Source organism: Comamonas sp. BIGb0152 (genome assembly GCF_024809975.1).
GTDB lineage: Bacteria > Pseudomonadota > Gammaproteobacteria > Burkholderiales > Burkholderiaceae_C > Comamonas.
On sequence record NZ_JANUDY010000008.1, the window covers coordinates 120410 to 133079 of the forward strand.

Here is a 12670-nt window from a genome sequence, read left to right on the forward strand (position 1 = left end):
GGCTGCGCGGGGTACTGGCATCAGTGATAATGCGGGGCTATGAGCGGCAATACCTTCGGCACCCTGTTTACTGTTACCAACTTTGGCGAATCCCATGGCCCGGCGATTGGCTGCGTGATTGACGGCTGCCCACCCGGCATGGCGTTGAGCGAGGCAGACATCCAGTTCGACCTGGACCGCCGGCGCCCCGGCACCAGCAAGTTTGTCACCCAGCGCAATGAGCCCGACAGCGTGGAGATCCTCTCGGGCGTCTACGAAGGCAAGACCACGGGCACGCCGATTGCGCTGCTGATCCGCAATACCGACCAGCGCAGCAAGGACTACTCCAACATTGCGCAAAGCTTTCGCCCTGGCCATGCCGACTATGCCTACTGGCACAAATACGGTATCCGTGATCCGCGCGGCGGTGGTCGCTCTTCGGCCCGGCTGACGGCGCCCACGGTGGCCGCTGGTGCCGTGGCCAAGAAGTGGCTGAAAGAGAAGTTTGGCACCGAATTCCGCGCCTGCATGCTGCAGGTGGGTGAGGTGGCCCTGCCGTTTGAGGACTGGGCGCATGTGCCCAACAACCCGTTTTTCGCGCCGGTGGCCGACGTTAGCCGCTATGAAGACTATATGGATGCGCTGCGCAAAGCGGGGGATTCCTGTGGCGCGCTGATCCGGGTGCAGGCCAGCGGTGTGCCCGTCGGTCTGGGCGAGCCGCTGTATGACAAGCTCGACGCCGATATCGCCTACGCAATGATGGGGCTCAATGCCGTCAAGGCGGTGGAGATTGGCGCTGGTTTTGACAGCGTGGGCCAGCGCGGCACCACGCATGGCGATTCGCTCAGCCCCCAAGGCTTTCGCAGCAACAATGCCGGCGGCATTCTGGGCGGCATCAGCACCGGGCAGGACATCGAGATCCGCATCGCCATCAAGCCCACCAGCTCGATCATCAGCCCCCGCGAGTCGATCGATACCGACGGCAAGAGCACCGAGGTCATCACCAAGGGCCGGCACGACCCCTGCGTGGGCATCCGCGCGGCACCGATTGCCGAGGCCTTGCTGGCCATGGTGCTGATGGACCATGCCTTGCGCCACCGCGCCCAGAACAGCGATGTGGTGCTGAGCGTGGCGCCGATTGCGGCCGAGGCGCCGTAACGCCGAGGCGGCTGCGCGGATCTGCGGTCTGCGCGGGCCGCCGCAAGTGCAGCAACAAAAATGCGAACCCTGGGGTTCGCATTTTTTGTGGCTCAGTCCTTTTTACGGGCGCTGTCTTTCTTGGGCTCGGGCGGCGGGGTGGTCACCTCATCGACGATGGACTTGAACTGGTCAATGTCCTCGAAGCTGCGGTAGACGCTGGCATAGCGGATGTAGGCCACCTTGTCCAATTTTTGCAGCGCGGCCATGACCAGCTCGCCAATCAGATGGGTCTGCACCTCGCGGGCACCCAAGGTGCGCAGTTTGTCCTCAACATGCTCAAGCGCCATATCCACATTGTCAATGCTTACCGGGCGCTTTCTCAGCGCCAGGCTGAACGAGCCGCGCAGCTTGCTGCGGTCGTAGTCGATGCGCCTGCCGTCCTTTTTGACGATGACGGGCAGGCTGACCTCGGGCCGCTCATAGGTGGTAAAGCGCTTCTCGCAATGGCCGCACTGGCGCCTGCGCCGTACAAAGCCGCCGTCTTCTGCAACACGGGTTTCCACCACCTGGGTGTCGGGATGGCTGCAGAAGGGGCATTTCATAGGCGCGGGCGCAGCTCAGCGCATTAACGGTAGACAGGGAAACGAGCGGTCAGGGCGTTGACCTTGGCGCGCACGGCAGCAATGTTGGCCTCGTCACGCGGGTTGTCCAGCACGTCGGCGATCAGGTTGGCGGTCAGGCGCGCCTCTTCGTCCTTGAAACCACGGGTGGTCATCGCGGGCGTACCGATACGTATGCCGCTGGTGACCATCGGCTTTTCCGGGTCGTTGGGGATGGAGTTCTTGTTGATCGTCATGTGGGCAGCGCCCAGCACGGCTTCGGCTTCCTTGCCGGTGATGCCCTTGGCGCGCAGGTCCACCAGCATCAAATGGCTTTGGGTACCGCCCGAGATGATGCGCAGGCCGCGCTCGGTCAAGGTCTGGGCCACGATGCGGGCATTGGTCTTGACTTGCTGGGCGTAGGTCTTGAACTCGGGCGCCAGCGCTTCCTTGAAGGCCACGGCCTTGGCCGCGATCACGTGCATCAGCGGGCCGCCTTGCAGGCCGGGGAACACCGCCGAGTTGATGGCCTTTTCGTGCTCGGCCTTCATCAGGATCACGCCGCCACGGGGGCCGCGCAGGCTCTTGTGGGTGGTGGTGGTCACGATGTCGGCATGGGGCACGGGGTTGGGGTACTCACCGGCGGCAATCAGACCGGCATAGTGGGCCATGTCCACCATGAAGATCGCGCCCACGTCCTTGGCCACCTTGGCAAAGCGGGCAAAGTCGATTTCCAGCGAATAGGCCGAGGCGCCGGCAATGATCAGCTTGGGCTTGGTCTCGTGCGCCTTCTTTTCCATGGCGTCGTAGTCCAGCTCTTCCTTCTCGTTGAGGCCGTAGGAGACCACGTTGAACCACTTGCCGGAGATGTTCAGCGGCATGCCGTGGGTCAGGTGACCGCCTTCGGCCAGGCTCATGCCCATGATGGTGTCGCCGGGCTTCAAGAAAGCCAGGAAGACGGCTTCATTAGCAGAGGCGCCGCAATGGGGCTGCACGTTGGCGGCATCGGCGCCGAACAGTTGCTTGACGCGGTCGATAGCCAGCTTTTCGGCGATATCGACAAATTCGCAGCCACCGTAGTAGCGCTTGCCCGGGTAGCCTTCAGCGTACTTGTTGGTCAGCTGGGTGCCCTGGGCCCACATCACGGCAGGGGAGGCATAGTTTTCGCTGGCGATCAGCTCGATGTGCTGCTCTTGGCGCTGGTTTTCGGCCTGGATAGCCGCAAAGAGTTCTGCGTCGGTCTGTTCGACAAGAATGTTACGTTGGTACATGGCGGTCGTTGGAGTCAGTAGTGAGCCCTGCCTGCCAGCAGTGAAGATGGCAAAAACAGGGGCTGCCCAGGCGCACGGCTAACACGTGGCGGGTGCGGCGGGCGAATAGCTCGCCGTGGCACTGCACGGTACGCTCCCCGGTGGTTGCTGCAGGCCGGGCCCGCATTCCACGTCAACAATCCGGTCATACAGATGTCTATCGCCAGTCGCGTACCCGGCTAGTGTAGCCGAGGCCACAGCGGGCTGGGGCAATGGGTCTATCGTGCGGGTCGGTCAATTCCGGGCAAAAAGCAAAAAGCACCCGGATGGGTGCTTGCAGGGGGACGGAGTCAAGACCAGGCGGTCAGGAGCCCATGGCCACCGTGCTGGCATCGGCTTTTGCGGCAGCCGGGAGCGAGCTTGGCTTGTTGACCAGGGCAACCGTCTCTGCAACACCAGCCGCTGCGCTGTTGCTGGCCGCCTTGGCTTTGTCGGCCATCGTATCTGCAGCTGCGGGTGCTTCTGCCTTGGCAGACAACGAAGGCTTGGCTGCCGGGGCGATAGGCGCCTTGGGGGCGTTGCCACGGCCATCGGCCACTTGCTTGATGCGGAAGTGCTCGGCCATCACCTTGGCGGCATAGCCTCCGTCGGTCGGCAGGTTGGCAGCGCCCACATAGTATTTGAGCCCACCTTCAAGCGAGCCAGCCCGCTCAATGCACTCTTGCAGCACCTTGACGCCCACGCGCAAATTGGTAACCGGATCGAAGGCCGCAAAGTGGCCGCCGAAATTCTCGTACTTGTCCGTGTGGATCTTGGTCATCACCTGCATCAGGCCCTGGGCACCGACCGAGCTTTGGGCAAAGGGGTTGAAACTGGATTCGACAGCCATGATCGCGAGGATCAGGGTGGGGTCCAGCTTGGTTTCCTTGCCGACCAGGTAGGCCTCAGACACCAGGACCGCCAGCGGCTCGGGCGCAACCCGGTACTTCTTGGCCAGCCAGTAAGCGACAGCTGCCTGGTTTCTGGGCAACTGCTGCGGATTGGTGGCCGTGGCGCGATCGACCGCAGCCATCATGGCGGCATCATCGCCCACGGTGGCCTCTGCCTCTGCCTCTGCACCAGCCAGGTCCGGAGTCGTTGCAGTGTGGGTGCGGGCCTGCAGCCAGCTGCGCAGCTGCGCCTCTCCGGCATGGCGCAGGTCATCACGCGACACCAGGGTGAGGGCGCAGAACGCCACCACCAGACCAATCAAAGCAAAACTGTTGTGCGCCATGGTCATCAGACCACGACTGATGGTGGCGCTCAATGAGCGCACACCGGCATCCACTTGCGCGGGAGCCGTCATAGGGATTTTTCCTTTCTAAGTCCCACCACCTCCAATAGCCCGGCGGATAGTGCACCGGGCTGGGGTCTGGCAGGGTGGAGCCGCACTGTCCTGTGCGGTCACCGGCAGGCTGTCTGCGTTGCAGACGGCCCTTTGTCGTTTCAAGCACGCTCTTGCGTGTCAGGGGCTACGATCAAAACACCGTGAGGGGTGTTGACTAAAAAATCAGCAATTAATGCGATGGGGTGAATTCTAGAAGCTTGCTTAATAAGCAGTCAACACTATTGATTTGTAAAATCAGAATAAAAAGTAATAAGAAAAGGTGTATAGCAAGACCGGGCATCGGCGTTTGCGGCTGGGGCCGGCAAGGCGGCAAAGACCCGGCGGGAAGGCGGAAAAAGTGCCAACCGGTTCCGCCATCAGCGCAGCGCTGCGGCGGCTTGAATAGCCTGCATCAACTGTTTTTTATAAGGTGATGCAGATGGTTGAACTGCTGAAATCTGAATCTTTGTCAAATGCTGTATGCATTTAACGCTCTTTTTTTATCTGTGCCGCCAGCCATCGCGGGCCTAAAAGCGGCGCCAGCCCCGCGCAGCGGCTTGGCAAGTGAGATGCCATCCTGCGCAGGGGTGCAGCAGAAAATGCTGTCCTCATTTGGGCCGAGCGACTTTCGTCATCAAGCGGTCATCTGCGCAGGAGTCGATGGGCTTGTAAACATCAAAAAACTGTATAAAAACCAGGATAAAAATGCCAATAACCCGCTATCGGCACAGGTTTTTGGTATTTGTACCCTGGTATAAATGCTTTTTTTCCAAAAATCACTGCCATGGCGTTGGATTTTTGCGCTGCCCGCCGTCTTGTACGGGCTTGGCGGGCCCGCCGTGGAAGGGGGCGATGCGCTGACCGGGGTGATGGCGCCAAGCAAGAGCCGCTTTGGCACAACCCTGGCCCTGTGCGGAGGATGGAGGCGAATGGGGATGCACTGCAGGGCAACTTTTGCAGGCCTGCCGCAGCGGTGGACAAAGCAGGCCCTGCAGCGGATCGCCGGGAGCCATGTTCGATCCAAGCCAGGGCCTTGGGCTGGTCGCCCAGGGTTTCAGCGTCGTCGCTATGGAAACTCCGTGCATCCCTCTATATATATAGGCAGTGTTCCAGCGCTCCTTGGACGGTGGACTGTGGCGTCGCCGCCATCAACGATTGTGAACCAGCCGCAGATGCCGCCTTTGTGTGCTAAGTCAGCGTCGCCGCAGCGGCGTATTTGTGCACAATGGCCCATGGACGCGCCAGGCCGCTGCCACGCTGGGCAACAGGCTGTCGCCGCCGTCCCTGCAGTGGGGCCTTATGCATTGGGCCGTATTGACTCTGACTGAGGATCGTCGCCGTGAGCGAAACACAAGAAACCATCAAGAAAAAAGCCCTGGGCCTGCGCTGGCTACGCCGTCTGGGTTGGTGCCTGCTGGCGCTGCTGCTGCTGTGGGCATTGTCCTGGCTGCTATTGCCGTGGCTGCTGCGCACCCAGGGTGAGAAGCTCGCCACGGAAAAGCTGGGCCGTGCGGTCCACATCGGGGCGGTGGAGTTCAAGCCCTGGTCGCTGGAGCTGACGCTGCGTGACCTGCAGATTGCCGGGCCCCAGGCGGGCAGCGCGGCCATGCTGGCGGTGGAGCGCATCTATGTGGATGCCGACATCCAGTCCCTGTTTCGGCTGGCGCCGGTGCTCGATGCCATCCAGGTGGACAAGCCGGTGCTGCGTGTTGCGCAGACTGCGCCGGGCACATTTGATTTTGACGACATACTGCAAAAGCTGCGCAGCCCGCAGCCGACGCCCGATGACGGCAAGACGGCCCACTTTGCGCTCTACAACATCGAGTTGAAAGAGGGCCAACTGCAGTTCCGTGACGACACGGTGGGCCAGACCCATGAGCTCAAGGACCTGCAGCTGGGCATTCCGTTTCTGAGCAACCTCGAGTCCAAGCGCGAGATCAAGGTGCTGCCCCAGCTGGCCTTTGCACTCAATGGCAGCCAGTTTGCCAGCCGTGCCGAGGCCACGCCCTTTGCCGACGACCGCAAGGCCGAGGCCAAATTTGCGATCAAGGACCTCGACCTCCAGCCCTACCTGGCCTATATCCCCGCGTCCTTGCCTGTCAAGCTGGTTGCCGGTGTGCTCAATGCCGACCTGGCACTGGCCTTTGAGCAGCAGGACAAAACGCAGGTGCGCCTGAGCGGCGAGGTGCATGCCACCGGTGTGCAGGTGCACGATGCGGCCAACGGCGAATTGCTGGGCTGGGAGCGGCTCGATGTGCAGCTGGCGGATGTGCAGCCTCTGCTGGGCAAGGTGCATATCTCGCAGCTGGCGCTGGATGGCGCGCAGCTGTCCCTCAAGCGGGGCAAGAATGGCCAGCTGAGCCTGCTCGATGCCCAGGGCCAACCACTGCCCGGCCGCCAAAGCGAGGCGGTGGCGGACAAGGACCCTGGTGCTGCGCCGCAGGCGGAGAGCGGCGCTGCGCCAGCGCCGGCCAGCGCCAGCAGCAGCAGCAAAACGCCGTGGTCGCTGCAGATTGATGCGATCAAGCTGAGCCGTTTGCGCGGGGTGTGGCTGGATGAGAGCGTGCCCTTGCCTGCGCGCGTGCAGCTCGATGACTTTAGCCTGGAGGCGCAGCAGCTGGCCTGGCCGTTTCAGGAACCGTTCAGCTTCTCCGGCGAATCGGGGCTGTCGGGCGCGCAAGGCGTGCCGTCGACAGGCCGGCTGGTGTTTTCCGGCAAGGCGACGGACCAGATGGCCGAGGTGGACGTGACCACCACCGGCCTGCCTTTGCAGCTGGGCGCCTCCTACCTCACCGGGGTGATTGAGCCCGGCGTGACGGGCACGATTGACAGCCAGATGCACCTGAGCCGCGATGGTGCCGCGCTCAAGATTCAGCTGGCGGAGCTGCAAGTGTCCCAGGTGGCTTTGCAGTGCAACAGCCCCAGCAATTGTGCCTCGCCCCATGGGCCGGCAATCGGGTTGAAAGGCAAAAACAACCTGCTGGAGCTGCGCCAACTGTTGATCAAGGATGGCGTGATGGACACCGCCGCCCAGACGGTCAAGCTCGGCACGGTGCAATTGCTGGAGCCGGCACTGGGCGTTTCGCGCGACAAAAGCGGCCGCATGATGTTTGAAGACTGGCTTGCCGCATCGCAAGCAGGCAAAAGCGGCGGCAAGCCCGGGTCCAAGCCAGTGCCCGAGCCCAAAGCAGGTGCGGCGGCCAGCAAACCCTGGGATGTGCAGCTGGACCTGCTGGCCATCAAGGGTGCCAATGTGGCCTTTTTGGATGAATCGACAGCGCGCAAGGTGAGCGCGCGGCTGACGGGTTGGGATATGGAGCTGCGCAACTTTGCGCCTTTGGCTACCAAGGCCAAGCCCTCGCCGCTCAAAGTCTCGGGCCGCATCGGCAGCGGCCGGGCCGAGCCCGGTCGGGTCGCGTATGAAGGAACCGTCGGTTTGCTGCCCTTAGCCGTGGCGGGCCGCCTGAATGTGAGCCAGTTGCCCGTCCATGCGTTTGAGCCCTATGCCGCTGCGGTGTTACCGGTGCGCCTGATGCGGGCGGACGCCAGCTTCAGAGGATCGGTTGACTTTGCCCAATCGGACAAAGGGCCGGTGCTGCGGCTGAAAGGGGATGCAGGTCTGGACGATGTCCGCGTGCGGCCTTTGGTGGCTGCGCCAGCCTCTGCCAGCAACGAGGAGGGCGACACGGACAGCGCAGCGGCTGCCGAGCGCCGAGCTGCAGCGGTCGGGCGGTCTGGAACCCTGGGCATGGGGCTGATGGGTGCGGGCGATGACCTGCTGAACTGGAAACTGCTGAGCCTGCGGGGCCTGGCCGTGGACATGGTGCCGGGTCAGCGCATGAAGGTCCAGGTGGGCGAGACGGCCTTGACGGACTTCTATGCGCGCCTGGTGGTCCAGGAAAACGGCAAACTCAATCTGCAGGATTTGGGCGCCAGCGCGGGCTCAGCGCCGGAGGCCGCCACCCCTGCGGCGGCAGAGGCTGCCCAGGCCAGTGCTGGCGCTGTGCCCGCGCCCGCCCCCAGCCCCGAGCCGGCTACGGGCCCGGTCATTGACATGGGGCCTATCACCTTGGCCGGTGGTTCGGTCAAGTTCAGCGACCATTTTGTGCGGCCCAACTACTCGGCAGACCTGTCTGAACTGGCCGGCCGCATGGGCGCCTTCTCGTCTGAGACCAAGGCGGGCAGCTTGCAGCTGGCCGACCTGGAGCTGCGCGGCAAGGCCGAAGGCACCGCTTCGCTGGAGATCACCGGCCAACTCAATCCGCTGGTCAAGCCGCTGGCCCTCAATATCCATGGCAAGGTGCGAGATCTGGAGCTGTCGCCGCTGACGCCGTATAGCATCAAGTATGCCGGCCATGGCATCGAGCGCGGCAAGATGAGCGTGGATGTGCAGTACGACGTAACGCCAGAGGGGATGCTGACGGCCAGCAACAAGTTGGTGCTGAACCAGCTGACCTTTGGCGATGCGGTGCAGGGCGCGCCGGCCAGCCTGCCCGTCAAGCTGGCGGTCGCCTTGCTGGCTGACCGCAATGGTGTGATCGACCTGGACCTGCCCATCAGCGGCTCGCTCAACGATCCGCAGTTCCGCCTGGCGCCCATCATCTTCAAGGTCATCGGCAACCTGATCATGAAGGCCGTGACCTCGCCGTTTGCACTGCTCTCGGGTGCCTTTGGTGGCGGCAGCGAGGCCAGCCATGTGCCTTTTGCCGCCGGCAGCGCGCTGCTTGACTCCGCCAGCAAGGACAACCTGAACAAGGTGGCCAAGGCGCTGGAAGACCGCCCGGCGCTGCAGCTGACGGTGGCCGGCCAAGCCGATCTGGAGCGCGAAAAGGACGGCTGGCGCAAGGCGCGCATCGATGACCTGGTACTGGCGCAAAAGCGCCGCAGCGCGGTACGCGCTGGCGGCAAGCCCGAGGATGTGCAGGAGGTAAGCGCTGCCGAGTACCCCGCGCTGCTCAAGGACGTGTACAAGCGTGCGGACATCCAAAAGCCGCGCAACATGGTGGGCATGGCCACCGACATCCCGACCGCCGAGATGGAAACCTTGCTGCTCACCAGCATCAGCGTGCCGGACAACGCCATGCGCGAGCTGGCCCTGGCCCGGGGCGTGGCCGTGCGCGACTACCTGGCCAGCAAGGGCGTCAAGCTGGAGCGCCTCTTCCTGGGCAATGCCAAGACCGAAGGCTTTGGCGAGGACAAGGACTGGGCACCGCATGCCCAGCTCAGCCTGGCGCCACGCTGAGAGCCAGGTGCTCCAGGCGCTGCAAGCGCCATCAGAAGGGCTGGGCCGCAGGGCACCAGCCCTTTGTTTTTGGCCCTGTGGCTGGGGAATTACCTTATAGCGATGCCGGTGTGCTTGGAGTCCTTGCCAATCCCGGTCAAAATAGCACCCTGGATGCAGGCCCAGCCCTGCCTCCCTCTTTTTTATGTGCCAATGGCTGCGTTGCTTTGCGATGCAGGCCGTATTTACGACTGAACTGACTCCATGTTCCCCTTTATCTCGCGCAACAAGACGCCCGAAACTCCTGAGCCAACCCCCGCACCTGCCAAGGCGGCCGCTGCACCCCATCCACTCGATGGTGTCACCGGTGGTGCTTTTTCGGCAGCCACCTCGGGTGAGCGTGCGGCCAAAGTGCGCGAATGGCTGGCGACCAACCCTGGCGCCGAGCAGCTCCAGGAAGTGTTCAAGGAGCTGTCTGGCCGTGACAAGGGAGCTGCCAAGGCCATCCGCGAACGCCTGGAAGAGCTGCGCCGCGCCAAAGGCCAGGAGGCCATTGCCGCCGAATGGGCCGACAAGGCGGGCAAGCTGCTGGGCGCTTCCAAGCTGAACATTGCCGATGCTCTGGCCTGGCAGCGTGATGCGGCCAAGGCCGGTGCGCCGCTGTCCAAGGAGCCGCTGGCGGCACTCAAGATTCAGCTGGCCGAGCGCGTCAAAACCATTGAAGACCTGCAGCACCGCGTGCAGGTGCAGCGCGAGGCCGCTGTGCTGCTGGCCCAGCGCGTCGAAGTGCTGTCCACCAAATCCTACAAAGATGCGCAAGGCGCAGAAGCGGCGCTGGCCACCGACGTGCAGCACTGGCAAGACCAGGCAGCCGTGCTCGAAGGCGATGCCAGCTGGGGCAGTGTGGAAGCGCGTTACCCCACCATGCTGGATGCGTCCAAGTCGCAGCTGCTGCTGGTCTGGGATGCTTTCCAATCCGCACTCAAGCTGACCTTGGCTGCGGCCGAAGATGCACAAGCACCGCTGCCTACCGTGCCGGTCTGGGCCGATGAGATCCGCGCCGCACGTGGCCTGCCCACCGAAGCGGAACAAGCCGCCGCCCGCGCTGCAGCCGCCAAGCCTCCCGTCGATCCGCAGGAAGCCAAGCGGGGCAAGCAGGCTGTGCAAGAAGCCTTGAAAGCCTTGCAGGCCCACACGGCCGAAGGCCATGGCAAGGGCGCATCCAACGCTGCGCAGCAGCTGCGTGCTGTTCTGAAGCAGCACGGCAAGCAGATCGACCAGGAGCTAGAGTCGCAAGTCAATACCGCGCTGATTGCCGCTGGCGAGCTGGAAGGCTGGCAGCGCTGGAGCACGGACAAGGTGCGTGAGGAGCTGCTGGCCAAGGCCCAGGGCCTGCTGACCCGGCCCGAAGGCCAGGAGCTGGGCGGCCGCAAGCTGCAAGAGTCGCTGCGCCAGCTGCGCGAAGATTGGAAGAAGGCCGACCAAAGCGGCCCCACCAACCATGCGCTGTGGAAAAAATTTGACGAAGCCTGCAACGCTGCCTACAAGCATGTCGAGGTCTGGCTGTCCAAGGTGCGCGAAGAGGGTGCCAAGCACCGCGCTGAGCGCGAGGCACTGATCGCTGAGCTCAAGGCCTGGGTGGAAGCGCACCAGGCGTCGACCGACTGGAAGCGCGTGCAGCGCGACCTGTTCCAGTTTGGCGACCGCTGGCGCGCCAGTGGCCATGTGGGCGAAAAGGCCTATGCCGAGCTGCAAGATGCCTGGAAGGCCGCACACCATGCGGCCACCGCGCCTTTGCACGCCGCCCAAAAGGCCAGCATTGCACGCCGCGAAGCGATGATTGCCCAGGCCGTGGAGCTGGCCGCTGCGCCGAGCCTGAACATTGATGCCGTGCGCGAACTGCAGCGCCTGTGGCAGGCCGAGGCACAAGGCGTGCCGATGGATCGCCGCCATGAGCAAAAGCTTTGGGATGCCTTCCGCAAGCCCCTGGATGAAGCCTTTGCCCGCAAGACGCAGCAGCGCGAGCGCGTGCAGCACCACATGAGCGCCCGCGACCAAGCCGTGCTCGATGCCTCCAAGGCATTGGAAGCGGCCAACCACAGTGGCGATGCCGCAAAGATCCAGGCCGCCTTGGATGGCTTGCAGCAAGCACTGCAAGCCCAACAAGCGCCTGTGGAGCAAGAGCCTGCTCCAGCTCCAGTGCCGGCAGCTGCACCTGTTGCCAGCGCTGAGCCAGAGACTGCAGCCCCTGCTGCGGACCTGGACGTTGCTGCTGAAACAGAGGTTGACGCAGAGGCAGAAGTGCCACAAGACGGTGCCGCCGAGCCGCAGCCTGAAGAAGCTGCAGCCCCCGCACCTGCGCCAGCGCCCGTTGCCAAGCGCGTTATTGCACAGCGCAGTGGCGACGACCGCCCCGGCATGCGCCGCGATGCGCCGGCAGCGCCTGCGGGCCGTGGTGGCAAGCCGGGTGATCGCCGTGACAGCCGCGATGGCCGCGACAGCCGGGGCCCGCGTCCCGACCGGGGCCAGGAGCGCCGGGGTCCGGACGACCGCTTTGGCCGGGGTGACCGCATGGACCGTGCACCGCGCGAAGACCGTGGCCCGCGCCTGGGCGATGCCGCCTTCCGCGCCCAGCGCGATGCGGTGGAGCATGCCCAAGCTGCCTTGCGCAAGCTCGCTAGCCAGGCCCATGGCCAGGCATTGACCCAGATGATGGATGCCTGGAGCCAGCGCAATGCCGAGCTGCTGCCCAACGCCCAGGATCTGGGCCGCTTGGCCAGTGGCGCGCGCAATAGCTGGGGCCAGGCCATTGCGGCGCCTGCCGCCGGTGATGGCCGCGAAGCCATGTTGCGCCTGGAGATGGCGGCCGAAGTGCCGACACCTGCCGAGCACATCACTGCCCGCCGTGCACTGCAATTGCAGCTGCTGACGCGCCGCAATGATCCATCGCCGCAAGAGACCTGGCAGCAGGACGTGGCCAAGGTGCTGGCCACCGGCAGCGACGAGGCATCTGCCCGCCGCCTGCAAAACGCCTTGAAGGCGCTGCTCAAGAAGTAAGCGTCCCAATCGTTGCATCGAACGCCCTGTGCTCATCGCGCAGGGCGTTTTTTTATGC

7 protein-coding genes and 1 riboswitch are annotated in these 12670 nt (G+C 63.8%); of the genes, 4 read left to right on the forward strand and 3 right to left on the reverse strand.

The features are described 5' to 3' along the window. The first annotated feature begins 39 nt into the window (after nucleotides 1–39). Complete coding sequence (gene aroC / locus M2375_RS16070) at nucleotides 40–1137, forward strand: chorismate synthase (protein WP_259168869.1); 1098 nt, start codon at nucleotides 40–42, stop codon at nucleotides 1135–1137. Nucleotides 1138–1229: 92 nt separating this feature from the next. Here the strand turns inward: aroC and nrdR are convergent, their stop codons facing one another. From nrdR to M2375_RS16085, 3 genes are all read right to left on the reverse strand, one after another. Further along, nucleotides 1230–1721, reverse strand: a complete 492-nt coding sequence (nrdR, locus tag M2375_RS16075) for a transcriptional regulator NrdR (RefSeq protein ID WP_259168871.1) — start codon at nucleotides 1719–1721, stop codon at nucleotides 1230–1232. A gap of 23 nt (nucleotides 1722–1744) precedes the next feature. Then, nucleotides 1745–2989, reverse strand: a complete 1245-nt coding sequence (glyA, locus tag M2375_RS16080; RefSeq protein WP_259168872.1) for a serine hydroxymethyltransferase — start codon at nucleotides 2987–2989, stop codon at nucleotides 1745–1747. A gap of 57 nt (nucleotides 2990–3046) precedes the next feature. Next, nucleotides 3047–3209: riboswitch (ZMP/ZTP riboswitch) on the reverse strand. Nucleotides 3210–3332: 123 nt separating this feature from the next. Beyond that, complete coding sequence (locus tag M2375_RS16085) at nucleotides 3333–4313, reverse strand: lytic transglycosylase domain-containing protein (RefSeq protein WP_259168874.1); 981 nt, start codon at nucleotides 4311–4313, stop codon at nucleotides 3333–3335. 494 nt (nucleotides 4314–4807) lie between these two features. On the opposite strand from M2375_RS16085, the gene M2375_RS16090 reads away from it, so the two are divergent. From M2375_RS16090 to M2375_RS16100, 3 genes are all read left to right on the forward strand, one after another. Further along, the gene (locus M2375_RS16090; RefSeq protein WP_259168875.1) at nucleotides 4808–5092 is read left to right on the forward strand and encodes a hypothetical protein; all 285 of its coding nucleotides are present in this window, start codon (nucleotides 4808–4810) and stop codon (nucleotides 5090–5092) included. A 581-nt stretch (nucleotides 5093–5673) separates the two neighbouring features. After that, on the forward strand, nucleotides 5674–9576 hold the full coding sequence (locus M2375_RS16095) for a DUF748 domain-containing protein (RefSeq protein ID WP_259168876.1): 3903 nt from the start codon (nucleotides 5674–5676) through the stop codon (nucleotides 9574–9576). 243 nt (nucleotides 9577–9819) lie between these two features. Next, a complete protein-coding gene (locus M2375_RS16100) occupies nucleotides 9820–12612 on the forward strand; it encodes a DUF349 domain-containing protein (RefSeq protein ID WP_259168877.1) in 2793 nt (930 codons plus the stop codon). Nucleotides 12613–12670 lie beyond the last annotated feature (58 nt).